At 73.4% G+C, this 25008-nt stretch carries 23 protein-coding genes and 1 riboswitch; of the genes, 12 read left to right on the plus strand and 11 right to left on the minus strand.

Going from position 1 to position 25008, the window contains the following annotated elements; genetic code table 11:
• Positions 1-346: 346 nt before the first annotated feature.
• The gene (locus tag ACIRQY_RS34165; protein ID WP_403932329.1) at positions 347-631 is read left to right on the plus strand and encodes a putative quinol monooxygenase; all 285 of its coding nucleotides are present in this window, start codon (positions 347-349) and stop codon (positions 629-631) included.
• Positions 632-769: 138 nt separating this feature from the next.
• Positions 770-1501 carry an adenosylcobinamide amidohydrolase gene (locus ACIRQY_RS34170; RefSeq protein ID WP_403932332.1) on the plus strand — a complete coding sequence of 244 codons (732 nt, stop codon included), beginning with the start codon at positions 770-772 and terminating at the stop codon, positions 1499-1501.
• A 14-nt stretch (positions 1502-1515) separates the two neighbouring features.
• Here ACIRQY_RS34170 and ACIRQY_RS34175 read toward each other — a convergent pair whose 3' ends face one another.
• The gene (locus ACIRQY_RS34175) at positions 1516-2166 is read right to left on the minus strand and encodes an alpha/beta fold hydrolase (protein ID WP_403932334.1); all 651 of its coding nucleotides are present in this window, start codon (positions 2164-2166) and stop codon (positions 1516-1518) included.
• 598 nt (positions 2167-2764) lie between these two features.
• Here ACIRQY_RS34175 and ACIRQY_RS34180 point away from each other — a divergent pair.
• The gene (locus ACIRQY_RS34180) at positions 2765-3190 is read left to right on the plus strand and encodes a Rieske (2Fe-2S) protein (protein WP_403932337.1); all 426 of its coding nucleotides are present in this window, start codon (positions 2765-2767) and stop codon (positions 3188-3190) included.
• A 16-nt stretch (positions 3191-3206) separates the two neighbouring features.
• On the opposite strand, the gene ACIRQY_RS34185 is transcribed toward ACIRQY_RS34180, so the two are convergent.
• A complete protein-coding gene (locus ACIRQY_RS34185) occupies positions 3207-3962 on the minus strand; it encodes a cysteine hydrolase (RefSeq protein ID WP_403932340.1) in 756 nt (251 codons plus the stop codon).
• 78 nt (positions 3963-4040) lie between these two features.
• Here ACIRQY_RS34185 and ACIRQY_RS34190 point away from each other — a divergent pair, with 78 nt between their 5' ends.
• Complete coding sequence (locus tag ACIRQY_RS34190; protein ID WP_351795326.1) at positions 4041-4508, plus strand: pyridoxamine 5'-phosphate oxidase family protein; 468 nt, start codon at positions 4041-4043, stop codon at positions 4506-4508.
• A 56-nt stretch (positions 4509-4564) separates the two neighbouring features.
• On the opposite strand, the gene ACIRQY_RS34195 is transcribed toward ACIRQY_RS34190, so the two are convergent.
• On the minus strand, positions 4565-5467 hold the full coding sequence (locus ACIRQY_RS34195; protein ID WP_351795324.1) for a LysR family transcriptional regulator: 903 nt from the start codon (positions 5465-5467) through the stop codon (positions 4565-4567).
• Positions 5468-5541: 74 nt separating this feature from the next.
• On the opposite strand from ACIRQY_RS34195, the gene ACIRQY_RS34200 reads away from it, so the two are divergent.
• A complete protein-coding gene (locus tag ACIRQY_RS34200) occupies positions 5542-6585 on the plus strand; it encodes a DMT family transporter (RefSeq protein WP_403932343.1) in 1044 nt (347 codons plus the stop codon).
• Between the two features lie 141 nt (positions 6586-6726).
• On the opposite strand, the gene ACIRQY_RS34205 is transcribed toward ACIRQY_RS34200, so the two are convergent.
• Positions 6727-8061: an aminotransferase class I/II-fold pyridoxal phosphate-dependent enzyme gene (locus tag ACIRQY_RS34205; protein ID WP_403932346.1), complete on the minus strand. Its 1335-nt coding sequence runs from the start codon at positions 8059-8061 to the stop codon at positions 6727-6729.
• 36 nt (positions 8062-8097) lie between these two features.
• On the opposite strand from ACIRQY_RS34205, the gene ACIRQY_RS34210 reads away from it, so the two are divergent.
• On the plus strand, positions 8098-8766 hold the full coding sequence (locus ACIRQY_RS34210) for a pyridoxamine 5'-phosphate oxidase family protein (RefSeq protein ID WP_403932349.1): 669 nt from the start codon (positions 8098-8100) through the stop codon (positions 8764-8766).
• Positions 8767-8891: 125 nt separating this feature from the next.
• Here ACIRQY_RS34210 and ACIRQY_RS34215 read toward each other — a convergent pair whose 3' ends face one another.
• The 3 genes from ACIRQY_RS34215 to ACIRQY_RS34225 all read right to left on the minus strand — a co-directional run bounded on the left by ACIRQY_RS34215 (position 8892) and on the right by ACIRQY_RS34225 (position 12116).
• Positions 8892-9872, minus strand: a complete 981-nt coding sequence (locus tag ACIRQY_RS34215) for a DMT family transporter (RefSeq protein WP_403932351.1) — start codon at positions 9870-9872, stop codon at positions 8892-8894.
• Between the two features lie 439 nt (positions 9873-10311).
• Positions 10312-11463 (minus strand): EamA family transporter, encoded by a 1152-nt coding sequence (locus ACIRQY_RS34220; RefSeq protein WP_403932354.1) that lies wholly within the window; start codon positions 11461-11463, stop codon positions 10312-10314.
• A 41-nt stretch (positions 11464-11504) separates the two neighbouring features.
• A complete protein-coding gene (locus tag ACIRQY_RS34225; RefSeq protein ID WP_403932357.1) occupies positions 11505-12116 on the minus strand; it encodes a Clp protease N-terminal domain-containing protein in 612 nt (203 codons plus the stop codon).
• Positions 12117-12312: 196 nt separating this feature from the next.
• Between ACIRQY_RS34225 and ACIRQY_RS34230 the strand changes: the two genes are divergently transcribed.
• Both ACIRQY_RS34230 and ACIRQY_RS34235 read left to right on the plus strand, forming a co-directional pair.
• Entirely contained in the window at positions 12313-12537 is a 225-nt protein-coding gene (locus ACIRQY_RS34230) for a hypothetical protein (protein ID WP_351795308.1), read from the plus strand.
• Between the two features lie 69 nt (positions 12538-12606).
• Positions 12607-13035 carry an SRPBCC family protein gene (locus tag ACIRQY_RS34235; protein ID WP_403932360.1) on the plus strand — a complete coding sequence of 143 codons (429 nt, stop codon included), beginning with the start codon at positions 12607-12609 and terminating at the stop codon, positions 13033-13035.
• 98 nt (positions 13036-13133) lie between these two features.
• Here ACIRQY_RS34235 and ACIRQY_RS34240 read toward each other — a convergent pair whose 3' ends face one another.
• Positions 13134-13772 carry a PadR family transcriptional regulator gene (locus tag ACIRQY_RS34240; protein ID WP_403932363.1) on the minus strand — a complete coding sequence of 213 codons (639 nt, stop codon included), beginning with the start codon at positions 13770-13772 and terminating at the stop codon, positions 13134-13136.
• Between the two features lie 736 nt (positions 13773-14508).
• Between ACIRQY_RS34240 and ACIRQY_RS34245 the strand changes: the two genes are divergently transcribed.
• Both ACIRQY_RS34245 and ACIRQY_RS34250 read left to right on the plus strand, forming a co-directional pair.
• A complete protein-coding gene (locus tag ACIRQY_RS34245; RefSeq protein WP_403932366.1) occupies positions 14509-16263 on the plus strand; it encodes a CocE/NonD family hydrolase in 1755 nt (584 codons plus the stop codon).
• Between the two features lie 329 nt (positions 16264-16592).
• Positions 16593-17405, plus strand: a complete 813-nt coding sequence (locus ACIRQY_RS34250) for a PhzF family phenazine biosynthesis protein (RefSeq protein ID WP_403932369.1) — start codon at positions 16593-16595, stop codon at positions 17403-17405.
• A gap of 104 nt (positions 17406-17509) precedes the next feature.
• Here ACIRQY_RS34250 and ACIRQY_RS34255 read toward each other — a convergent pair whose 3' ends face one another.
• Together ACIRQY_RS34255 and ACIRQY_RS34260 are read right to left on the minus strand one after the other, a co-directional pair.
• On the minus strand, positions 17510-18292 hold the full coding sequence (locus ACIRQY_RS34255; RefSeq protein WP_403932390.1) for a CPBP family intramembrane glutamic endopeptidase: 783 nt from the start codon (positions 18290-18292) through the stop codon (positions 17510-17512).
• Between the two features lie 230 nt (positions 18293-18522).
• A complete protein-coding gene (locus ACIRQY_RS34260) occupies positions 18523-20022 on the minus strand; it encodes a glutamate--cysteine ligase (protein WP_351795294.1) in 1500 nt (499 codons plus the stop codon).
• 479 nt (positions 20023-20501) lie between these two features.
• Here ACIRQY_RS34260 and ACIRQY_RS34265 point away from each other — a divergent pair, with 479 nt between their 5' ends.
• Both ACIRQY_RS34265 and ACIRQY_RS34270 read left to right on the plus strand, forming a co-directional pair.
• Positions 20502-21092: a hypothetical protein gene (locus tag ACIRQY_RS34265; protein ID WP_403932372.1), complete on the plus strand. Its 591-nt coding sequence runs from the start codon at positions 20502-20504 to the stop codon at positions 21090-21092.
• Between the two features lie 334 nt (positions 21093-21426).
• Positions 21427-21618 carry a DUF5999 family protein gene (locus tag ACIRQY_RS34270; protein ID WP_351795289.1) on the plus strand — a complete coding sequence of 64 codons (192 nt, stop codon included), beginning with the start codon at positions 21427-21429 and terminating at the stop codon, positions 21616-21618.
• A 159-nt stretch (positions 21619-21777) separates the two neighbouring features.
• On the opposite strand, the gene gcvP is transcribed toward ACIRQY_RS34270, so the two are convergent.
• Positions 21778-24663 carry an aminomethyl-transferring glycine dehydrogenase gene (gene gcvP, locus ACIRQY_RS34275; RefSeq protein WP_403932375.1) on the minus strand — a complete coding sequence of 962 codons (2886 nt, stop codon included), beginning with the start codon at positions 24661-24663 and terminating at the stop codon, positions 21778-21780.
• 177 nt (positions 24664-24840) lie between these two features.
• A riboswitch (glycine riboswitch) is annotated at positions 24841-24940 on the minus strand.
• Positions 24941-25008 lie beyond the last annotated feature (68 nt).

A 25008-nucleotide genomic window follows, 5' to 3' on the forward strand; every position in this document is an offset into this window, starting at 1 on the left:
GCGGTCACACTCAAGCTCCTCAAGGGAGCGGTCACGGTCCACGAGTCGAGTCACCGACCGATCGTCCCATGGCAGATCTCAAACGCGGTCTCAGATCCTCTTCCGAGGTCTTCAGATGCGCGTCGATGGTCATGGCCCCCGCCTTTCGTCGCTGCCGCCACCATAACAACGGGCTACGACAGCCGTTCGAGGGACGGAGTCCGTACGGAGGCGGGGAGGGAGCGCCGGAAGCCCACCTCCGCGAGGTCGTGTCACGGTCACCGATGAGTCCGGCGGTCCGGCACGGTCCTTCCTCGTGCGGGGTGCCGACGAGCGTCACCCGAACCATCGCGGGACGAGGAGCAGCATGATCATCATCGCCGGGCAGTTGTGGGTGGACGCCACGGACCGCGCCGCGTATCTGGCCGGATGCTCGGAGGTCGTCCGACAGGCCCGTGCCGCCGCGGGCTGTCTCGACTTCGTCCTGTCGGCCGATCCGGTCGAGCCGGACCGGATCAACGTGTACGAGCGCTGGGAGACGGACGAGGACCTGGCTCACTTCCGGGGCACGGGCCCGGAACCCCGGCAGGCGGCCCGTGTCCACGCCGCCGAGGTGCGCAAGTACCGGATCTCCGGCGTCGAGAACCCCTGACGCCGGAAGCGGGGACCGCTCCGCCGCACACCCGGCGGAGCGTTCCTCCGGGCACCCCCTGGGGCGGGTTTCGAGAGCGCCGCCTGCCGGACGCCGCCAGGCAGGCGGGACTCTCGAAACACCCCCTAGGGTGTCCGGGTGTCCTCTCGAACCCTTCTCACCGGTGCTTCCCTCGCCGACGCGGCCCTGCTGTCCCACACGGAGGGGGGCCGGGTCTGGCCGATGCTGGTGTGGGCTCCCGGGCCCGGCGTCCGCATGGTGTCGAGCGCGGTCCTCGGTGGTGGCATCGGTCCGCGCGCCTGGGTCCTCAACGCGCAGGTCCCGCCCGGCTACGGGCGGCTCGACCCCGTCGCCCACCTCGCCGAACTGGCCGCCGGGGCGGGGCTCGAAGGCCCGGGGACGGGGCTGATGACGGCCGCTCCGGTCGCCGACCGCCGCCATGCCGAGGACGGCGGGGTGCGGGCCGTGGTCACGGCCGGGATCGGGGTACGGGGGTGGGCGGCGGCGCCGGGGGCCGGTGGGGTCGCGGCGCCTCGGCCGGGGACGATCAACATCATCGTGTCGCTGCCCGTCCCCCTCACCGACGCGGCCCTCGTCAACGCGGTCGCCACCGCCACCGAGGCCAAGGTGCAGGCCCTCGTCGAACTGGGCGCGGACGCCTCGGGCACCCCCACGGACGCGGTCTGTGTGGCCGCGCCCTCCGCCTCCGTCTCCGCCCTCGGCACCGACACCGGCACCGGCACCGGCACCGGCACCGAACCCGAGCCCTTCGCCGGTCCCCGGTCCCTGTGGGGCGCCCGGCTGGCCCGCGCGGTGCACGCGGCGACCCGGGCGGCCTGCGCCGACGCCCTCGCGGTCCGGGGGTCCTGAGGCCCGGCCCCGGTTCAGCCGTGGGACAGCAGGGCCGCCGTGAGTTCGGCCGCGCGGCGGTGCCAGAGGTGGGCGCCGCGCAGCATCGCGTGGCCGCCCATCGGCATCGGGATGCCCACCGCGTCCGCGCCCGCCGCGCGTGCCCTGCGGACGAAGTCCCAGGAGGCGCGGGCCGAGGTGACGCGGTCGGTCTCGTCGTGGAGCAGGTAGAGGCGTCGGCCCCCGAGGTGGTCGACGGGTTCGCCGGTGGGGCACCAGGGCGCGAGGGCGACGACGCCCCGGACGGCCGGGTCAGCGGCGGCACGGAGTGCGGCGCGCCCGCCCATCGAGTGGCCGACGAGGACGACGGGGACGGGCCCCGCCTGTTCCCGGAGGCGTACGAGGGCGTCCTCGGCGTCCCGGGCGGGGTCCGCGTTCGGCCCGTTCCAGCCCCGGTGGCGGTAGCGGACCTCGGCGATGAGGACCTCCCGGCCCCGGACTGCGCGGGAGACGGCGGCGGCGAAGGGCCGCATGCGCAGCGCCGGGAAGTTGAGGGCGGGCGGCGGCTCGGGCCCTTCGGCGCGACCGCCGTGCAGCAGCAGGACGGCGGCGGTGGGCACGGCGGGCGCGGTGCGGACGTGGAGCGTGCCCGGTTCGACGGCCCGGCGGGTGCGGCACAGGGTCATCGGGCGTCCGTTCCGCTCCGGTCGGGCCGTGGTGGTCTGCGGGGACGGGTGACGGTGAGGACCGCGGGTCCGGGCCGCTGCGCCATGGGAGCCTCCAGGAGTGGCTTGCCGTGTCCCGGTCGGGCGGTCCGCCCGCGTCCCGGGGAGACGACCGTGAGGCCCGCAGTCTGCCAGGTCGGACCGGACGGACGGTACGGACTCACACGGACGACCCGCCGAGGACACGGCCGACGGTGTGCCGGACGAGGGCGGCGCCGGACCGGACGGCCGTAGGGGCAGCCGCTCCACTCCGGGTGCGGACCGCGCCGAAACCCGCTCCTCCCCGTACGGGCCCCGCACGAAGCCCCGTACCGGCCCCGCACGAAGCCCCGTACGGGCCCTGCGCCGAACCCCGTACCGCCCGTCCGCGAAAGGCGCCCGTCCTCGCGCCGACCGCTCGCCTCTCCCTCCCCCACCCTGTCAAGTAGCCGACGTGTCACGGCAGTCCGGGAGGCGGACGGCCCGTCCCGTGAACGGGACACAGGTCGCCGCCGTAGCCTCGGAGCCCGGCACACGGCGCATCGGGCGCGCCGGGGCACCGAGGGAAGAGGAGCGGCACATGAGCGGAGTGGCACGCCGGACGGTGGTCGTGGCGGCGGGCGGCGCGGGTCTCGCGGCGGCGCTCACCGCGTGCGGAGGCGGCGGGAGTGGTGACAGCGGCACCGGCGGCGCCGATGGGGAGGGCGCGGCGACGGAGGGTGGCACGCTCGCGCGGACCGGGGACATCCCGGTGGGCGGCGGCAAGGTCGTCGCCGACCGGGGTGTCGTCATCACCCAGCCGAAGGCGGGCGAGTTCAAGGCCTTCTCGTCCAAGTGCACCCACGCCGGCTGCGCGGTGAGCGCCGTCAAGGACGGGGTCATCGTCTGTCCCTGCCACCAGAGCCACTTCGACGTGTCGGACGGGAGTGTGAAGTCCGGTCCTGCCACCGCTTCCCTGCCGCCGACGCCGATCCAGGTGGTGGGCGACGCGATCAGCTTCGGCTGACGGCGCGCTCCGGCCCTCAGCTGGTCCGGGGGGAGCGGCGGGGCTGCTTCCAGCGGGCGAGGATCTCGTCGGTCGTGGTGACGGTGGCGACGAGCGCGAGGGTGTGGCGGATCATCGCGGGGGTGTAGTCGGCGGGCACCCCCGCGACGGCGTCCCCGGGGACGACCACGGTGTGGCCGAGGTTCACCGCGTCGAAGACGGCGTTGGGCACGGCCACGTTGGCGGAGACGCCCGTGACGATCAGGGTGCGGCAACCCAGGTTGCGCAGGAGGGGGCCGACGTCGGTCCCGGCGAGCGGGGAGAGTCCGTGCAGCCGCCGGACGACGAGGTCCTCGTCGGCGACCTCGATCGGTTCGGCGATCCGGACGGCCGTACTGCCGCTGTGCTGCTGCACGGGCAGCCTGGTCGCGGCCCGGAACAGGCGTGCGTTGGTGTTCGCGCCCCGGCCGTCGGGGCGCCGTTCGGCGACGGCGTGGATCACCTGGACGTCGGCCTCGTGGGCGGCGGCGACGAGCCGGGCGACGTTCCTCAGGGCGCCGGACGTACGGGCGGCGGCGGCCAGTTCGGGCAGCGCGCTGTCCGGGCCGACGACGCCCTGCTGGCACTCCACGGTGAGCAGGACGACTCCGCCGTCCGGCCGTACCGCCTCCCCCAGCCGGTCCTCGGTCCGGCCTCCCCGACCCCGCTCCGGACTCCGCTCCGGACTCCGCCCCCGGCTCTCTTCCCGGTCCCGTCGCCGACCCTGTTCCCGTTGTTCCCGTTCCTGCCCCATGGGCCCTCCCCTTGCACGCGCGCGGATGGCCCTCCATGCTTTCTGACGTCTCATCAGAAATCCAGAAGGGTGCGGACGATGACCGTCGCACAGCGCCGTGGACGCCGGATCATGATGACCCCGGCCGAGCTCGACTCCTTCCTCGCCGAACAGCGCACCTGCCGGGTGGCGACCGTGTCCGCCGACGGGCGCCCGCACGTCAGCGCGCTGTGGTTCGTCTGGGACGGCTCCTCGCTGTGGCTGTACTCGCTGACGCGCAGCCGCCGCTGGGCGGAGCTGCGCGCCGATCCGAGGATCGCCGTGGTGGTGGACGACGGCGAGGAGTACGGGGAGCTGCGCGGGGTGGAGCTCTCGGGCAGGGTCGAGTCCGTGGGCGAGGCCCCGCGCACGGGCGAGCCGCACCCCGGACTCGACGCGGTGGAGGCCCTGTTCGCGGCCAAGAACTTCGGTCTGGAGGCGATGCCGCACGACGGGCGGCACGCCTGGCTCCGGCTGACCCCCGAGGCCGTGGCCTCCTGGGACTTCCGCAAGCTCGCGGGCCCCTGAGGACTCGCGGGTCCCAGAGGACTAGGGGGTCCCGAGGGCCCGAGGTGCGGCCGGGCTCAGCTCGCCAGCGGTTCCGCCGCCGTCCGCAGCGCGTCCACGACGGCCCGTACGGAGGGGCGGCGCCCCGCGTCACCGCGCCAGATGGCGTAGATGTGCCGCCGCACCTTCTGCCGTACGGGCACGAACACCACGCCGTCCGGCAGGGTGCGGCCGAGCCGGGGCGTCACGCACACGCCCAGTCCGGCGGCGACCAGCGCCAGTTGGGTGTGGTGCTCGCCCGCGAGGTGCCCGATGCGGGGTTCGATGCCCTGGGAACGCAGGGTGAACATCAGCCAGTCGTGGCAGAACTCGCCCTGAGGCCAGGACACCCACTCCTCGTCGGCGAAGTCCACCAGGTCCACCGCGTCCCGGCCGGCCAGCGGATGCCCGGCGGGCAGGGCGACGTCGGCGGAGTCGTCGAGGAGGTGGGCCCGTTCGAGACCGCCGGGGACGGGGGCCCGTTTGTTGCTCCAGTCGAGGACGAGCGCCAGGTCCGCGTCGCCGCGCAGGACGGCCCGCACGCCGTGCTCGGGCTCCAGCTCCGTCGTACGGACGCGCAGTTCGGGGTGGTCGTCGCGCAGGGCGGCGAGCGCGGCGGGGAAGAGGCCACGGGCCGCTGTCGGGAAGGCCGCCACGCGGACCTCGCCCACCACCCGGCCGCGCTGTGCCTCGATGTCGGCCTGGGCCAGCTGGACCTGGGAGAGGATGCGGGCGGCGTGCTCGGCGAGCAGCAGGCCCGCGTCGGTGAGCCGGACGCCCCGCCCGTTCTTGGCGAGCAGCCGCTGTCCCACCTCCCGCTCCAGTTTGGACAGCTGCTGGGAGACGGCCGAGGTGGTGACGTGCAGCCCTTCGGCCGCGCCGCTGACCGAGCCGTGCCGGGCGAGGGCGTCCAGGGTGCGCAGGCGCTCCAGGTTCAACATGTAAGCGATCCTAAGGGAAGGGGTCGAGGAATTCTCGCTTGTTCTACGAGATCGGGGCCGTCACCCTGAGTGTCATGAGCCCCGCAGCAGCCCCGCCCCTCCCGTCCCCCGTCCGCACCTCACGCCTCCTCGACTGGCGTGTCCGCTTCGGCGTCCTGGCCCTCATCTGGGGCTTCAGCTTCGTCTTCATCAAGGTCGGCACGGAGGGCTTCGCGCCGTTCCAGGTCACCTTCGGACGGCTCCTGTTCGGTACGGCGGTGCTCGCCGTGGCGCTGGCGGTGAAGCGGGACCGGCTGCCGCGCGGCGCGCGGGTCTGGGGGCATCTGACGGTCGCCGCGTTCCTCCTGAACGCGCTGCCGTTCTCCCTGTTCTCGTACGCGGAGCTGACGATCCCCTCGACCCTGGCGGGCATCTGCAACGCGACGACACCGTTGTGGGGGATGCTCCTCTCGCTGGTGGCGCTCTCCGAGGACCGGCCCACCCGGGTCCGCGCGGCGGGTCTCGGGATCGGCTTCGTCGGTGTGCTCACCGTCCTCGGCGCCTGGCAGGGCTTCTCCGGTCTGGACGTGACGGGCACGGCGATGGCCCTGCTGGCCTCGTTCAGCTACGCGGTCGGCTGGATATACGTCCGCAGGACCCTCGCCGGCTCCGGGGTCTCGAACCTCTCCCTCGCCACCTCGCAGGTCGGCATAGCGACGCTGCAACTGGCCGTGGTGACGCCGGTGTTCACCTCGATGCCGGAGTCGGTGGAGGTCCTTCCGCTGCTCGCCGTGATCGCGCTGGGCGCGCTGGGCACCGGGTACGCGATGCTGCTCCAGTACGGGGTGGTCGAGGAGGTCGGCCCGACCACGGCCTCCATGGTCACGTACTTCATCCCGGTGATCGCCACGGCGGCGGGCGTCACCCTGCTGGACGAGGGGCTCAGCTGGAACACCCCGGTCGGCGCGGTGGTGGTCCTCGCGGGCGCGGCCCTCACCCAGACCCGCACCTCCCGGCGCACCACATCCCCGACTCCGGCCTCGGACCCGACTCCGACTCCGGACCCGGCCCCGGCCCCGGCCCCGGCCCAGCGGAACGGACCGGCCGCCGACACACCACGGAAGGCCGCCTCGGTCTGAGCCCTGCCGGAGCCGGACCCGCACCCCTCGATCCCGCCCCTCGGCCCGCCCCGGCCCGCACCCCCGTGCCACGGCCGGGCCCCGGCGGACCCACCCGGCGCACGGAGTCCGGGCCCGCCACCCCGCTACCCCGCTACCCCGCTACCCGTAGCTCCGTGCCACCACCGGTCCCGCCACCCGCGCCACCGCCTCCGCCAGGGTCTCCACGTCCGAGGCGGTGAGGCCGGAGACGGTGAGGCGGACGGCCGGTCCGGTGTCCATCCGGAAGCGCGCGCCCGGGGCCACCGCCCATCCGGCGGCCAGGAGCCCGGCCACCGCCCCCGTCTCGTCGGCGACCGGCACCCATACGTTCATGCCCCCGCGCCCGTGCGCCACGACACCGCGCCGGGCCAGCGCCCGTACGAGGCCGTCACGGCGCTTCCCGTACGCGCGGGCGACGGCTTCGGGGTCCACCGCGCCCGTGGCCCACAGGTGCGCGACGGCCCCCTGGAGGAGACGGCTGACCCAGCCGGGGCCGAGCCGCTGCCGCCCGAGCACCCGGTCGACGGTCTCCGAGTCCCCGGTGAAGACGGCGATCCGCAGATCGGGCCCGTAGGCCTTGGCGACGGAGCGGATCAGGACCCAGTGGTCGGTGACCCCGGCGAGCGGATGGAGCGGCTCCGCGACGAAGCCGTGCCCGTGGTCGTCCTCGACGAGCAGCACGCCGGGGTGGGCCGCGAGCACCCGCCGCAGTTCCCGGGCCCGCGCCCCGGACACACAGGCGCCGGTCGGGTTCTGCGCCCGGTCGGTCACGATCACCGCCCGCGCCCCGTCCTTCCGCACCGCGCGCTCGACCTCCCCGGGGAGCGGCCCCTCGTCGTCGACGGCGACCGGTACGGGCCGCAGGCCGAGCGCGGGCACCAGGTCGAGGAGGCTGCCCCAGCCCGGGTCCTCGACGGCGACCGCGTCACCGGGCCGCAGCCGGGCGGCGAGGACCCGTTCGACCGCGTCGAGGGAGCCGGAGGCGACGCCGACGGGCCCGTCGGGCACCCCGTCCGCGTCGAAGGCGGCGCGCGCGAGCCGTCCGAACTCCTCGTCGACGGGGACCTCTCCGTACATGCCGGGCCGGTCGGCGTACCGCCGGGCCACCTCCGCGAAGGCCGCGCCGAGCGGCGGCAGCAGAGCGGGGTCGGGGTTGCCGCCGCTCACGTCCCGAACCCCGGCGGGGACCTCGACCCGGAGGGAGCCGCGCGCGGTGGTGGCGGGCCGTGGCCGTACGCGGCTGCCGCGCCGGCCGTCCGTCTCGATGACCCCGCGCTCGCGCAGGGTGCGGTAGGCGGCGGCGACAGTGTTGGGGTTCACCCCGAGCCTCTCGGCCAACTCCCGCATGGGCGGGAGGGATTGACCCGGCTGCAGGCTTCCGGCGCCGACCCCGCGCTCCACGCTCGCGGCGATGTCCGACGCACGGCGACCTTCGATCCGATATTCTCCTAGCACAAACAACAGTATGCACTAGTGCAATGGAGTTGGCACATGACCGCCGCCGACACGTACGCCCCGACCGACCGGACCGTGCCCACCCGCTCCCGCGAGCGCGCCTCGTACGACAAGGCGCTCGTCCACTCGATACTCGACGAGGCCTACGTCTGCCACCTCGGCTTCGTCCGGGACGGCGCGCCCGTCGTCCTGCCGACGCTCTACGCCCGCGTCGGCGACCGGCTCTACGTGCACGGCTCCACCGGTTCGCGCCCGCTGCGCGCCGCGGGTGACGGGGTGGCCGCTCCCGGGCTGCCCGTCTGCCTCACCGTGACCCACGTCGACGGCCTCGTACTCGCCCGCTCCGCCTTCCACCACTCGATCAACTACCGCTCGGTCGTGGTCCACGGCACCGCCCACCAGGTCACCGACCCCGAGGAGCTGCGCACCGTCCTCGACGCGCTCGTCGACCACGTCGTCCCCGGCCGCTCCGCCGACTCCCGCCCCGCGAACGCCAAGGAACTGGCCGCCACCGCCGTGATCCGGATCGATCTGGACGAGGTGTCGGCCAAGGTCCGCTCCGGCGGCCCCAACGACGACGCCGAGGACCTCGGCCTGCCCCACTGGTCGGGCGTGGTCCCGGTGCACCGGGGCTACGGCGAGCCGGTCCCGTCGGACGACCTCGACCCGGCGGTGGCACTGCCGGGCTACCTGTCCGCGTTCTGACCCGTTCGGCAAGTACCGGCTGGTCTTCCACTCGAACCGGCGGGGCGTGTAACGCCTCGGAACGGAAGCGGCACCACGCGGAACAGGGGGCGGACCCGCACCGGGTCCGCCCCCTGTTCACGTCCTCACACCGCCAGCGTCTCCGCCTCCGACTCCCGCGCCTCCGCCGCCCGTCGCCGCGCCGCCGTGCGCGTCTCGGCGAAGGCCAGACCCGTGACGGCGGTGAGCAGCAGCAGTGTGCCGAGCACGATCGCACCGGTCAGCCGCTCGCCGAGCAGGGACACGGCGATCACGGCCGCGCTCACCGGCTCCAGGAGCATGACCACGGAGACCGTGGCGGCCCGGACGACCGCGGCGCCCGCGAAGTAGAGCGCGTAGGCGAGCGCGGTCGGCACGGCGGCCACGTATCCGAGGAGGAGCAGCACGCTCAGCGGCGCGTCCGTGTGCGGGACGAGTCCCTCGGCGAGCGCGGCGGGCAGCAGCCCCACGGCTCCGACGGCGAAGGCCCAGGTGGTGGTGGCGAGGGCGTCCGTCCGGCCGCCGTCCCTGCCGAGCCAGCGGGTGAGCAGGGTGATCACCGCGTATCCGGCCGCCGCGACGAGCGCGAGGACCACGCCGAGCGGCCGTACCTCCGTCGCGCCGCCGCCCAGGACGAGGACGACGAGCCCGGCGAGCGCGCCGGTGACGGCGACGGCGCCGCCGCGCCCGAGGCGCTCGCCCATGGTGAGCCGGGCGCCGAGCGCGATGAGGACGGGGCCCGCGCCGAGGGTGACGACGGTGCCGACCGCGAGCCCGGTGGACTGCACGGCGGCGAAGTAGGCGCTCTGGAAGACGGTGAGCCCGATCCCGGTGCCGAGGATGCGGGCGGTCCGCCGCCCGCGCGTCTCCCCCGCCGTCCGGGCGCGCCTGCTCCTCAGCGCGAGCGCGCCGAGAAGCAGGACGAGGCCGCCGACGCAGCGCCAGAAGGAGAGCGCGAGGGGGCCCATGTCGCTGATCCGGAAGATCAGGGAGGCGGCGGCGCCCGCCGTGCCCCAGGCGATCCCGGCGACGATCAGGTAGAGCAGGCTCCGGCCGACGGGCAGAGCGGATTCCGAGGGGTTCGACACGTGACTTCTCCGTGGAAGACAGAGGGAAGGGTGGTCGCTGGGCTCCGCGCGCGGGCAGCGACGAACCGCTCGGGGGCGGAAGCCGCCCGGCCGAGCCCGGTCTTCGTCGGAGAGGTGCCGCGCGCGCTAGGCGACGGGCGGCGGAAGGGTGGTCCCGTGCATGACCGGCACCCTAGGGGGCGTTGCGGCCCGCCGACAACCGCGTATCCGGTCCGCCTGCCGGACGGGCGTTCCCGGGGCCGCCGTCCGCGGGGCCGAAGCCCTCGGGACACCGGCGTCCGGGATCGGCGCCTTCAGGACCGGCATCCACGGGGCCGAAGCCTTCGGGCCGCTCCCCGTACGACCGGAACTTTCGATCCGTACGCCCGTGACCAGCGCCTTCAGGCCGTACGTCCCCTCACCAGCGCTCTCGGGCGGTACGTCCCCGGGGCCGACGCCCTCAGGCCCGCCCGCCTGAGGGCCCGGGGCCTTCCGCGCCGCCGTCGGCCGCACCGGCGTTCACCGGGGCGTCGCGGGTGGGGCCACCCGGGGCAGGCCCACCGGTGGCAGGGCCCTCCCCGCCATGACCGCCGCCGGTCCGGCCCCCCTCACCCCGGGTGACCCCACCCCGGCCGCCGTCCTCCGGCGTGCCACCGCCCGCCACAGCCTCCGGCGACGACCCCGCCACGGGCTCCACCGGGGGTGCCTTCGGGGTGGAGGACTGGGCGATGAGGGCTCCGACGAGGACCACGGCGCCGCCGATGATCTGCGGCGCGTCGAGGTGCTCACCGAGCAGCACCCAGGCGAGGACGGTCGCGATGACCGCTTCGAGGCAGGCCACGACCCCGGCGACCTGCGGGGACAGCCGACGCACCGAGATGACGCCGGTGACGTACGCGAGGACGGTGGCGATCAGCACGATCCAGCCGAGCAGCAGCCACGCGGGCACCGCGTCGCCGCCCATGTCCACCCGGCCGCCGAGGAGGGACCACTCCATGCCCCAAGGCCGGGCGATCACGGTGAGGACGAGGGCGCCGATGAGGAGCCCGTACGCGATGACGCCGAGCGGGTCGGCCTGTTCCGCCTCGCCGGAGCCCTGGTCGGAGAGGACGAAGTAGCCGACCTGGCAGCAGGCCGCGGCGAGCGCCAGGAGCAGCCCCACGACGTCGAAGGAGAGCCCCGACCAGACCTGGACGACACAGGCGAGCCCGCCGACGGCCAGGACGACGCCGAAGGCGGCGGCGCGGGTGACGGGCCTGCGCTGGACGAAGCGGACCCAGCCGAGGACGAGCGCCGGGGCGAGGTACTCGACGAGCAGCGCGACCCCCACCGGGATGCGGGAGATCGAGGCGAAGTAGAAGGCCTGGACCCCGGCGACGGCGAGCAGACCGAAGCCCATGAGGAGGGCGGGTTTGCGGCGGAGCAGGTCCCGGTGGCGCCAGGCCACCGGGAGCATGACGAGCGCGGCGCCCGCGACGCGCAGCCACACCACGTGGAGCGGGTCGAGCCCCGCCGTGATGAGCGGCTTGGCCGCCACTCCCGAACCACCGAATGCGAAGGCCGAGGCCAGGGCTAGTCCCAGGCCGGCGCTTCTCCCCTGAGACGCGTGCATCGGGCCATGATGACAGGACCCGGTCAGGCGCGTAACCCCCGTCACACCTGTTGAGACGGCTCCGCTTCCTCCGGCGGAAGCGAAGCCTCCTCCGGGGCGGTCGATCCGGCGGCGAGCCGGGTGCGCAGGGCCGCCGTGTCGATCCCCGCCCGGCGCAGCACCTCGACGGCCCGGCACTCGGGATCGGCCGTGATCCCGGCGAGCACATCGGTCCCACGGGCCTGCGCGTCCCCCCGTGCGGCGGCCCGGTGGAAGGCTTCCGTCAGGGCGGCGGAGGCGGCGGGCGACCAGCCGGAGGCGGCCCGGGAGCCCCGGACTCCGGAGCCGCGCACGGCGGGCAGCAGACGTCCGGCGGCGGAGCTCTCCACGGAGCGCTGCCAGCGCAGGCCGTACCCGATGGAGCGCTGGACGAGGTAGCCGAGGACGCGGGCGGCCTTCCCGCCGCCGCCGAGCGCGGCGCCGACCTCGGGGTCGGACTCGACGAGCGAGTGCAGGAGGTGCGCGGTGTCGATCTGCCGGTCGCCGTCCCGGAGCGCTCTGCGGCGCGCACCCGACACGACCGTGGCGAGGGACGGCGTCAGGAAGGGCGCGAGCTCCGCGCGCGGGGCGGCGGGCTGTCCGAGCGGCTGGGGGAACGGGGCGGGACGGTGCACCCTCTCACCCCATCAGGCGGAGGCGGCCGGGGCATCGCCGGGGAGAAGCATGTCCGCATCCCACCGGAGTTGGGCACGTGCGCACGGTTCCTCCTCCTTACGGATGAGATCGCGCGCGTTGCCCCCGAGGGGCGCGCGCCGCCTTGCCACGCGCCCCTGTCGCAACCGGGGAGCCGTCCCCAGGCGTCCTCGGTTCGTGTTCTGGATGGTGGGTCTGCTCGCGCTCGACGGGCGGCAGTACGTCTATCGGGTGTACGCGCCCAGGGAGGCGCTGCCGGGCGATCTGTTCTGGGCGGCGTTCCACCGTCACGAGGAGGACGGGGCACCGCGCGCGTCCGACAGCTTCGACGACGCCGAACTCCGGTGGATCGGCCACGGGGCCGGTCCGGCCGCCGCAGAACTGACGGTTCATCAGTATTGAATGTTCACGATCGTGCCGCTACGTTCCGCGACACCGGAACCCAGTTGGCACGCGTGAAGGGGTGGTCTCATGGCCGAAGTCAGCGCGGAGGCACGGATCGAGGCACCGGCCGGAAAGGTCTGGGCGCGGCTCCTGGACTTCCCCTCGTACGGCGAGTGGAACGCCACCCACACGAACTTCCCGGACGGCGGCCCGACGGCCCTGGAGACCGGCGCCACCTTCACCGAGAACATGAAGCTGATGGGCTTCCCCGCCGAGGTGCTCTGGACGGTCGAGGAACTGGCGGCGGAACGGGCGTTCGCCATCAAGGGCAAGGGCCCGATGGGCGTGATCGTCACCACCCGCTACTCGCTCGCGGCGGACGGCGGGGCGACCCTCCTGCGGATCGACGGACAGTTCACGGGGGCCGCGGTCTCGCTGATGGCGGGCAAGCTGCGCGACTCGGCGACGGCGGCCCTGACCGAGTCGCTGCGGAAGCTCTCGGGCCTGGTGGCCTGATCGGGGGGGGCACCGCACTCCGGACGGACGCGAAGGGCCCCGTGGCGGGATGCCACGGGGCCCTTCGCGTCATCGGTCCCGGCCGGGGCGGGCACCGCTCAGTGCTCGTCGGCGAGGATCAGGTACAGCTTCTTGCGGGCTTCGTTGATCACGCCGACCGCCTTCTGCCGCTGCTCGGGGCTGCCGGTCTTCCAGACCTGCCCGAAGGCCTCCATCAGACCGAAACCGGCCTGCCGGATCTCGTTCACGGCCTCCCAGTCGACCCCGCGACCGGCCTCCTCCCACGGCGCCTCGGGTCCTTCCCCGGCCTCGGCGCGTCCGGAGTCGGTGAGCGTGAACAGCTTCTTGCCGCCCTCGCTCTCGCTGACGATCAGACCCTCGTCCTCCAGCATCTGGAGGGTCGGGTAGACGGAACCGGGGCTGGGCTTCCACGCCCCGTCGCTGCGCTCGCCGATCTCCTTGATCATCTCGTAGCCGTGCATCGGGCGGTCCTTGAGGAGCGCCAGGATCGAGGCGCGCACGTCACCGCGCCGCGCCCGCCCCCGGCCGCCGCCTCCACGACCGCGCCCGCCGCCGAAGCCACCCCCGAAGGGGCCTCCGCCGAAGCCGGGCCCGAAAGGCCCGAACGCGGCCCGCCGTCCTTCGAAGTCGCCGCGGGGCCCGCCGCCGAAGCCTCCGCGACCGGCACCGTGTCCGTGCCCATGCCCGTTTCCACACTCGTGTCCTGGTGAACGCATGACAGCGCCCCTTTCGTGAGTATCCACATCACCGAACCATCGGCGATATCTCAACGATATATCGGAACTGTTCGACGAGCAAGCGAACGACTCAGTACGGTCGCCCTACCCCCGGAAGGTTCACCGTTCCCGCCGAAGACCGACGCCCCCGCCCTGTTCGTCGCAGCGAAGCTCGACCGGGCGCGGCTACCGCCCGCCACCCACACGACCCCCGCAGGAGAACCCCATGCCCGAACCCTCCGCCACACGTCCTCTCGCCCTCCGTCTGCCCGCCGACCTCGTCGACTGGCTTCACGAATTCGCCGGGATCTCCCACCGAACCGTCGAGGATGTGGTCCGGCCACTCATCCAGGCAGAAAGAGCCAGGGTCGACGCGAACTGGGATCGACCCGGGCCAGGGTGTGAGGAGAGCCGGGGACCAGCACGACCGATGCGGCATCCGAGCTGATCGCCTGTCCGTCGGAACGCGTTGGGCCCGTCAGGGTCCGGCGAGACCGAACAACGGTTCCGTCCCGCCCCCACGACGCGGATGCGGGACGGCCCACAGCTCACGCCCGCACCCACACCCACACCCACACCCAGCAGGGATCGGCATCCGGCATTTCGACCTCCCGTCAAGCCCCCCAGGGCGAAGCAAGCCTTTCCGGTGAACGACTCGTACTGCGCCGGTGTGCGACGGCGCGCGCGGTGATCATGAGGCGCGAACCCTCCCGCACTCCGCGAAAGGCAGTCGCAGATGAGCACTCCCGAGGACGACGGCATCACTCCGGTCACCGCGAACCAGCTGGCGCAGCTGAGGAGTTCCGGACTCTGGGCCTCCGGCACGGAGGTCTCGGCCGACGCCGCCGCCGTGGGCGAGGCCCTGTTCGCCACGCTGTCGGGCTCCGCCGAGCGGACGGTCCTGACCACGGAACTGCAGGAACTCGTCACCCGGGTCCAGCGGACCGCGAGCATCGGAGCCCCGAGGATCACCGCGCACGACGGGACCAAGCTCTCCGCGCACACCATCAAGCTCAAGGGCGACGAGCCGCGCCCGGTCGTCATCGTGCCGGCCGGCTGGACCCCCTTCGGCTGGGTCCTGTTCGAGTACCTGTACCTGCGCCTCGCGCTGCGCGGCTACCACGTGCTGGCCTACACCCCGCGCGGCATCGGCCAGACCTTCCCGATCCCGGGCGGCAGGTACATCGACGGCCCGTTCACCTCCGGCGGAACGGTGGACGTGGCCGGGCCCTCCGACTGGGCCGACGGCTCCACCGTCATCGACTACGCGCAGCGGCACTTCAACCCCAGCCGCATCGCGTTCCTCGGCGAGTCCTACGGATCGGGCATCAGCCAGCTGGTCGCCGCCCACGACCCGGCGGGCCGCGTCGACGCGGTGGTGGCGCTCAGCACCTGGGGCGACCTGGCCGAGGCCCTGCTCGGCAACGACACCCCGCACGTGGCCGCCGTGGACACCCTGGCGGCATTCACCGGCGGCCCCGAGGACCGCAAGTTCGACCCCGCCACCCGGCAGCTCCTCGACGAGTTCCGCGAAGGCCGGGAACTGGACGACGTACGGGCCTGGGCCCTGGAGCGTTCACCCCGCTCGTACATCGAGGAGACCAACGCCCGGGGCGTCCCGACCTTCTACTCCAACACCTGGCACGAGACGCTGTTCCCGGTCAACGGCGCCCTGGCCACCTTCGAGGCGCTGACCGTCCCCAAGCACCTCAACCTGTGGATCGGCGACCACGCCGCTCCTGAAGGCGCCGGGCTGACCGTCCCCGGCCCGAACGTCCCGGTCGAGGAGGCCCTCGCCTGGCTCGACCACCACGTCCTGGGCGTCGACAACGAGGTGCCCGGCTGGGAGCCGGTGAAGAGCCAGGTGATGTTCGAGCCCACCGTCCGCGAATCGAGCGCGAGCTGGGCCGAGGTGACCGAGAAGACCGAGCGGCTGTATCTGGCGGGCGGGAGCGGTGGCCAGGACGGGGCGCTCGGCGCTTCCCCGGCAGCCGGGTGGAAGGCGTCGTTCACCACCGGTCGGCTCACCGAGGCGACGGCCGTGGACGAGCTGCTGACCACCGGCCAGCAGGAGTGGAAGGGCAACCCGAAGACCTACGCCACCGGGAAGTTCGACCGCCGCTACCTCGCCACCTGGACCTCGGCCGCCGGAGCCCGCCGGGTGCGCGGCATCCCTCGGGTCCATCTGACCCTCACCCCCGCCGCCGAGTCCGCCACGCTGGTGGCCTACCTCTTCGACCTCGCCCCCGACGGCACCGCCCGCATCATCACCCACGAACCCCACACCCTCACCGGGGCCGAGCCGGGCAAGGCCGTCGACGTGTCCTGGAACCTCCAGGCCGCCGCCTACGACATCGCCGCCGACCACAAGGTCCTGCTCGTGGTCAACACCAAGGACAAGCTCTACTCCGACGCCAACCCCGACCTCGCCACCCTGAGCGTGGGCTCCACCACCGGCACCGAGGCCCACCTCGACCTGCCCCTCGGCTGACCACCGCACACCCGCCCGCCCCGCGCACCCGCGCCGGGCGGGCACTCCCGCACCGGAGCGGGGAAGGCGTCCGGTGCGAGAAAGGCGTCCCGACCGAGAGGGACGCCCGACGTGCGGAAGGCGCCCGGTACGAGAGAGCCGACCGGTGCGAGAGATCTCCGGCGCGAGGGGGACGTCCGCTACGGAGAATCCGCCCAGCGCGAGGGAGTCGTCCGACGCGAGGGGGTCACCCGGTGCGAGGCGGTCACCTGGTGCCAGTGGGACAGAGCGATCCACTTCTCCCCGATTGGCCTTGGCCCCCCGAAAACCGCCCCCGGTACCTTCGGGCCATGCGCATCCGAATCGTCGACGCCTTCACCGACCGGCCCTTCTCCGGCAACCCGGCCGGAGTCCTGCTCCTCGACTCCTTCCCCGAGGACGACTGGCTCCAGCGGGTCGCCGCCGAGGTCAACCTCTCCGAGACGGCCTTCGCCCACCCCCTGCCCGCCGGCCACGGCGAGGCCGACTGGGCCCTGCGCTGGTTCACCCCGACCACCGAGGTCGACATGTGCGGCCACGCCACCCTGGCGACCGCCCACGTCCTGCACTCCACCGGTACGGCCACCGGCACCGTCCGCTTCGCGGCCCGCTGCGGCGTCCTCGGCGCCACAGCGGAGCCCGACGGCACGATCACCATGGACTTCCCCACCTCCTCCCTCACCCCCGTGCCCACCCCCGACGGCCTGGCGGAGGCGCTGGGCGCCGAGGTCCTCGCGGTCCACGACACCGCCGCACACGTCGGGGACCTCCTGGTCGACGTGCGCGACGAGCGCACCGTGCGCGCCCTCGCCCCGGACTTCGGGGCCCTGCGGGGCTTCTCCCCGCGCGGGATCGTCGTGACCGCCGCCGCCCAGGACCCCACCCTGGGGTACGACTTCGCCTCCCGGGGCTTCTTCCCCGCCGTCGGCATCGACGAGGACCCGGTGACCGGCAGCGCCCACACCGCGCTCGCCCCCCACTGGTCGGCCCGCCTCGGCCGCGACGACCTCGTCGGCCGCCAGGGCGGCGCCCGCACCGGACTCGTCCGCACCCGGCTGCGCGGCGACCGGACCCTGCTCAACGGCCACGCGGTCACCGTCATCGAGGGCGACCTGCACGCCTGACCTCCGCCGGGCCCGGACCGCGCGAGCCCCCACCGGAAGCACGGGGCCCGCGCACACGGAGGGGGCGTACGAAGATCCCGTACGCCCCCTCCGGCTCGACCGCCTCACATCGTCGGCAGCCAGCCGACCTTTCCCGCGAGCAGCCCGTATCCGACGAAGGCCACGATGTCGAGCAGCGCGTGCGCCACGACCAGCGGCCCGACCCGGCCCCAGCGCCGGTAGAGCAGCACGAAGACCACGCCCATCACCACGTTCCCGATGAAGCCGCCGATCCCCTGGTACAGGTGGTACGAGCCGCGGAGCACCGAGCTGGCCACCAGGGCGGCCATCGGGGTCCACCCCAACTGCCCCAGCCTGCGGAGCAGATAGCCGACGACGATGACCTCCTCCAGGACGGAGTTCTGCACCGCCGAGAGGATCAGGACCGGGTACTTCCACCAGACGTCCGGCAGCGACTCGGGCACCACGGTCAGGTTGAAGCCGCCCGCCCGCGCCGCCAGGTAGAAGGCCAGACCGGCGCTCCCGATGCCCGCGGCGAGCAGCGTCCCGCGCCCGAGATCGGGCCAGGGCCGGGTCCGGTCGAAGCCGATCGCCCGCAACCCGGCGCCCTCCCGCATCAGCAGATGGGCGACGAGCAGGACCGGCACGAGGGCCGTGGCGATGCCGAAGAGCTGCCAGGACAGGTCGAGCCACGGGCGGCCGGGCGCGTACGAGCCGTTCAGCGTCGCCGCCTGCTCCTTCAGCGCCCCGGTCCTGGTGAGCGAGCCGATGAAGCTGATCAGCGAGGAGACTCCGCTCGCCCCGAGGGAGAGCGCGAGGACGAGGAGCGTCTCGGAGCGCAGCACCCGGCGTGACAGCCCGTCGGGGGGCAGGACGGCGTCATTCACTCGTTGCTCGGACACCACGCCTGTCCCCACTTCCGGTCATGGACGGACGCCGCTGCGGCGACCGGCGCCCACTCTGCCATGACCGGCCGTCACGGCCGACGGTCACCCTGCCCGCACGGGAACGCGCCCCCGCACAGGTCCGCGTCCCTCTCCATACGCGTCTCTTTCTGTACGCGCCCGGGGCCGCCACCCCACCACAGCCGCCGGTCCCGGCCGCCCGGCCCCCCGCCTCAGCCGATCCCCGTCGGCCAGGTGTGCACCGGCTCCCCGGCGTGCATGAGCGTCCGGTACCTGCGGGTGGTCGCCGCGAGGGCGGCCGCCCGGTCGAGGCCCGAGTCCAGCGCGAGGTGGAAGGTGTCGGCCTGCCAGGAGGCGCCGTTCACCCGGCGCAGACAGCGTTGCTCGATCACTCCGAGGTAGAAGTCCCGGTCTGCGGGCTCGATGTGCCAGGCGTCCAGCCCGGCCGCGGCCAGCGGGAGCAGTTCGTCGAGGACCAGCCGGACCGCCGGGAGGGTGGTGACGCCACCGGCGCGGCCCGCGCGGGGCCAGCGCACCTCGGCCTCGATGCCGTGGCGGCAGGCCGTGTCGAAGTTGGCTTCGGCGTCCTCGAACGCCAGCCGCTTCCAGACCGGCCGGGGATCGTCGGCCAGGGACCGCACGAGCCCGTAGTAGAAGGCGGCGTTGGCGATGACGTCGGTGACGGTCGGCCCGGCGGGCAGCACCCGGTTCTCCACCCGCAGGTGCGGGACGCCGTCGACCCAGCCGTACACGGGCCTGTTCCAGCGGTAGACCGTGCCGTTGTGCAGGACGAGTTCATGGAGCTGCGGCACCTCGCCCCGGTCGAGGAGGAGCAGCGGGTCCTCCTCGTCGCACAGGGGCAGCAGCGCGGGGAAGTAGCGCAGGTTCTCCTCGAAGAGGTCGTACACCGAGTCCACCCACCGCTCCCCGAACCAGGTGCGCGGCCGGACGCCCTGGGCCTGGAGCTCCGGCGGCCGGGTGTCGGTCGCCTGCTGGAAGAGCGGCGGCCGGGACTCCCGCCACACCTCGCGGCCGAAGACGAAGGGCGCGTTGGCGCCCAGCGCGATCTGGATGCCGGAGACGGCCTGCGCCGCGTTCCAGACGGAGGCGAACCGGGCGGGTGTCACCTGGAGGTGCAGCTGCACCGATGTACAGGCGGCCTCGGGGACGATCGACTCCGAGGTGCAGAGCAGCCGTTCGACGCCGTGGATGTCGAGGGTGAAGTCCTCTCCCCTGGCGGCGAGGATCTGGTCGTTGAGGAGCGTGTAGCGGTCGGCGGCGGACAGGTTGCCCGGGACCAGGTCGTCCTGGGTGAGCGTGGGCAGGATGCCGATCATGACGACGCCCGCGTCGAGTTCCGCCGCTTTGCGGTCGGCATATCCGATTCCGGTTCCGATCTCCTCGGCGAGCCGGTCGAATACCCTCCCGCCGAGCTGGTGGGGCGCTATGTTCACTTCGAGGTTGAACATGCCGAGTTCTGTTTGGAAATCGGAGCTGGCGATCTTTTCGAGAACAGGACCGTTCAGCATCCGGGGCAGTCCGTCCGGGCCTGCGAGATTGAGTTCGATCTCCACTCCCATGAGATTGCGCGGCCGGTCGAACCTCTTCTCCGCGAGGAGCCTCGCCAGTCCCGCGAGGCACTGCTGGAGCTTTCTCCGGTAGTCCTGCCGGTCGGACGGACCGAACCCGTCGGCCACGACCTTCTCGCCCATCGAAGCGTCCCTCCCCGAGTGGGCGGCCGCGACGGCGGCCGCGCGTCTCGGACCATGATGCCCAGCCGACTGATCGACAACGCCTGCGGCGGCGAGACGCCGGACGATAGGCTGGATGCGGCACTCGCGGGCACATTCCCCGGGCAAGGGCGACCGGTACGTACCACTGTCGTATTGTCCTGGAACCGGGGATCGGAATTCAGCCGTCCACCTCTGTGCGGAATACCGGGCCCGACGTGGGCGGCAGCGTAGGATTCCGCTTCTCCTGCCCTTTTTCTACGGCCAGATGACGCCTTGCCAGGAATACCCGCGACGTCTAGCGGAAACACTGTGTGAACACGTGTCGTATAAACTCCGTGGACGAGGCAGAGTGTTGGCGCCCGGTCATGAACCCATGGCCCCTCTCTGGCCCCGCCGCCGACAGCGCCGTCGTACCTGCCCACGCGTCACCGTGTCTCCTGAGTGAGAGGCGACCCATCATGCTCCGACCCTCCCCGGCCCCCGCGCCGGCCCTGCGCAGTGTCCTCGCGGCCCTCGGCTCGCCGACCGCCGTCCGCGAGCCACGCACACCCGCGCTGCGGGACGCGCAGGGACCGCTGAGCCCCGAACGCCCCCTGCCCGTGCACGTCCTCGGAGCGGCCGGGGCCCCCGGCAGGCCGCCGCGCACCCGGCTCGCCGGCTGGCGCTTCCTCATCCGGCACGGCGACCGGGCCATCGCCGCCGCCGACACCATGCTCACCCCCGACGGCTGGACGTTCTCCCACTTCTTCGAGGGGCCGTACGTGACCGCCACCGAGCAGGCCCTGCTCCAGGCGGAGGCGCTGCCCGTCACCTACCGGCCGCGGCTGCTCTCGGTGCCGCAGCTCTACATGCTGACCCTGTGGCTGCACGCCGGGCCCGAGACGCACGGCACCGCGACCACCCCGGCCGCCGCCGACCTGATGGTGCCGCTGGCCCCCGCCCCGCCGGGGATCGCGGCCCACCACGCCTACCAGGTCGCCGACCTCCTGCCGGTCCTGAACACCCGTCTCGCGCCGCCGCCGCTGCGGGGTTCCCCCACACCCGCCTGACCCCTGTCCGCGTGCCCCGTGCGCCCCGTGACCCACCAGGGTCACGGGGCGCACGGGTGTCCGGATCCCCCGTCCGAACGCTCCCGCCGAACGCTTCTCCCGGACGGACTAGCCCACTGGGACCACCCCGAACCACCCGAAGAGATGGTGCAGTTGAGCTGAACCGCCCCTGCGGGTGACGCGTCTTCACGGGAGAGGACGAGCTGCCGCGAAATGCCTGCGGAAGTCCGTCCGTGGGGCAAGACTGGGACCGGAACCGAACCGACCGACGGGGGCGGCCATGAGCGCCACGAGCCGCAGGACATCCATCACGACACAGCGAGAGAGCTCACCCATGTGCCAGCACCAGCCTGCCTGTCCCACCGCCGAGTCCGCCGATCGCGAGGCGGCCCGTCTGACGGCACACCGCCCGGAGCAGGGGTGGAGCCTGCTGTGCAACGGCATCCTGCTCTTCGAGGACACCGGTGAGCTGCTGCCGGACGGCCGGGTCGTCGCCCCGCACCGGCCGCTGACGACGGTCGGGTGACGACCGCCGGCTGAGCCCGCGGACTCCCGCCGTACGGGAAGGGCCCGAAGGCCGGCCGGTCGTGGGGGACGGCGGGGAAAGACCGGGGCCGGCCCGGAGAGTTCTCCGGACCGGCCCTCGTGTCCTGCCCGGCGGCCGTGGTCACGGCCGCCGTCGTGCTCAGTGGTCGTACTCGTCCAGCGGCGGGCAGGAGCAGACCAGGTTGCGGTCGCCGAACGCGCCGTCGATGCGGCGCACCGGCGGCCAGTACTTGTCGGCGGCCGAGACACCGGCCGGGAAGACGGCCTCGTCACGGCTGTAGGCGTGGTTCCACTCGCCGCCCAGCGCCGAGGCGGTGTGCGGGGCGTTGCGCAGCGGGTTGTCCTCGGCGGGCCACTGGCCCGAGGCGACCTTCTCGATCTCGGCCCGGATCGCGATCATGGTGTCGCAGAAGCGGTCGATCTCGGCGAGGTCCTCGGACTCGGTCGGCTCGATCATCAGCGTGCCGGCCACCGGGAACGACATCGTCGGGGCGTGGAAGCCGTAGTCGATGAGGCGCTTGGCGATGTCGTCGACCGTGACGCCCGTCGCCTTGGACAGCGGGCGCAGGTCCACGATGCACTCGTGGGCGACCAGACCGGCGGGGCCGGTGTAGAGCACCGGGAAGTGCGGCTCCAGACGCTTGGCGACGTAGTTCGCCGCGAGCACCGCGACCTGGGTGGCGCGCTTGAGGCCCTCGCCGCCCATCAGGCGCACGTACGACCAGGAGATCGGCAGGATGCCCGCCGAGCCCCACGGGGCGGCCGAGATCGGGCCGACACCGGTCTCCGGGCCCGCGGTGGGCTGGAGCGGGTGGTTCGGCAGGTACGGAGCGAGGTGGGCGCGGACGCCGACCGGGCCGACGCCGGGGCCGCCGCCGCCGTGCGGGATGCAGAAGGTCTTGTGCAGGTTCAGGTGCGAGACGTCGCCGCCGAAGTGGCCCGGCTTGGCGAGCCCGACGAGCGCGTTGAGGTTGGCGCCGTCCACGTACACCTGGCCACCGGCGTCGTGCACCTCGGCGCAGATGTCGGCGACGTGCTCCTCGAAGACGCCGTGCGTCGACGGGTAGGTGATCATCAGCACGGACAGCTCGTCGCGGTACTGGGTGATCTTGGCGCGCAGGTCCTCGACGTCGACCTCGCCGTCGTCGGCGGTCTTCACCACGACGACCTTCATGCCGGCCATCACGGCGGAGGCCGCGTTGGTGCCGTGCGCGGAGGACGGGATGAGACAGACGGTGCGCTGTTCGTCGCCGTTGGCGCGGTGGTAGGCGCGGACGGCCAGCAGACCGGCCAGCTCGCCCTGGGAACCGGCGTTCGGCTGGATCGACACCTTGTCGTAGCCGGTGACCTCGGCGAGGCGCTCCTCCAGCTCGGTGATGAGCGTGAGGTAGCCCTGCGCCTGCTCGACCGGGGCGAAGGGGTGCATCTGGCCGAACTCGGGCCAGGTCACCGCCTCCATCTCGGTGGTCGCGTTCAGCTTCATCGTGCAGGAGCCGAGCGGGATCATGCCCCGGTCCAGCGCGTAGTCGCGGTCCGCGAGCCTGCGCAGGTAGCGCAGCATCGAGGTCTCGGAGCGGTGCGTGCGGAAGACCGGGTGGGTCAGGTAGTCGTCGGAGCGCAGCAGCCCGGCGGGCAGCGCGTCCTCGGTCGCGGCGTCCAGGGCCTCTATGTCGGCGGTCACGCCGAACGCGCCCCACACGGCGGCGAGCTGGGCGCGCCCGGTGGTCTCGTCGCAGGACATGGAGACGTGGTCGGCGTCGGCGCGGTGGAGGTTGACCCCGGCCTCGCGGGCGGCGGCCACGACCGCGTCGGCCCGGCCGGGCACCCGGGCGGTGAGGGTGTCGAAGAAGGCGCCCTGGGTGAGCTCCACGCCACCGGCGGTGAGGCCCGCGGCGAGGATCGCGGCGTACCGGTGGGTGCGGCGCGCGATGCCCCGGAGGCCCTCGGGGCCGTGGTAGACGGCGTACATGCCCGCCATGACGGCGAGGAGCACCTGGGCGGTGCAGATGTTGCTGGTGGCCTTCTCGCGCCGGATGTGCTGCTCGCGGGTCTGCAGCGCGAGCCGGTAGGCGCGGTTGCCGTCGGCGTCGACGGAGACGCCGACCAGACGGCCGGGCAGGGAGCGGGCGTGCTTGTCCTGGACAGCCATGTAACCGGCGTGCGGGCCGCCGAAGCCCATCGGGACGCCGAAGCGCTGGGTGGTGCCGACGGCGATGTCGGCGCCGAGCTCGCCCGGCGAGGTGAGCAGGGTGAGCGCGAGCAGGTCGGCGGCGACGGTGACGATCGCGCCGAGCCCGTGGGCCTGGTCGACGACCGCCTTGATGTCGCGGACGGCGCCGGAAGCGCCCGGGTACTGGAGCAGTACGCCGAAGACACCGCGCTCGGCGATCTCGGCGGGGATGCCTCCGCTCAGGTCGGCGACGACGACCTCGACGCCGGTGGGCTCGGCACGGGTCCGGATGACGGCGACGGTCTGCGGCAGGGCGTCGGCGTCGATGAGGAAGACGCCGTTCTTGACCTTGCCGACGCGCCGGGACAGGGCCATGGCCTCGGCGGCGGCGGTGCCCTCGTCGAGGAGGGAGGCACCGGAGGTGGGCAGGCCGGTCAGGTCGGCGACGACCGTCTGGAAGTTCAGCAGGGCCTCCAGGCGGCCCTGGGAGATCTCCGGCTGGTACGGCGTGTACGCGGTGTACCAGGCCGGGTTCTCCATGACGTTGCGGAGGATCACCGGCGGGGTGAAGGTGCCGTAGTAGCCGAGGCCGATCATCGGCGCGAGGACCTGGTTGCGGTCGGCGAGGTCACGCAGCTCGGCGAGGACCTCGGCCTCCGTGCGCGCGCCCGGCAGGCTCAGCGCCTCGGTGTTCTTGATGACGTCCGGCACCGCGGCGGCCGTCAGCTCGTCGAGCGAGCCGTATCCGACCTGGGCGAGCATCTTGGCACGCGCCTCGGCGTCGGGGCCGATGTGCCGCTGCTCGAACGGGATGCCCTGTTCGAGCTCGGAGAGCGGAGTGCGGTTGGCGGTCATGTACGGAGGCCTCCTGGTCGTCACGACCTGCGAGGGGCACCGCGGCGCGGGTACCCGGACGGCCTCCCCCTCTGTCATGTCAACCTGAGAGTTTCACCGGGACGCCTCGCGGCACCCCGGCTTTCACCGTCGGTGAGAGCGTGTGCCGTCAGGCACCGCTCTGCTTTCCAGAGTGACCTCGTCCGCGCGGTACAGGTGCCTGAGAGATTCCGGGGAGGATTTGCTCCTTCGGCGCCCACCGGAAGGTTTCTCCGGGGGACTCTCCCGCACGGGGTCGACAGCCACGGCCAGCCTACCAGCGCCGTTGTGACTCCCGTCGCTCAAGTGGCCGACATCCCAGATGTG

It is taken from the genome of Streptomyces sp. NPDC101490 (assembly GCF_044767145.1).
Lineage (GTDB): Bacteria > Actinomycetota > Actinomycetes > Streptomycetales > Streptomycetaceae > Streptomyces.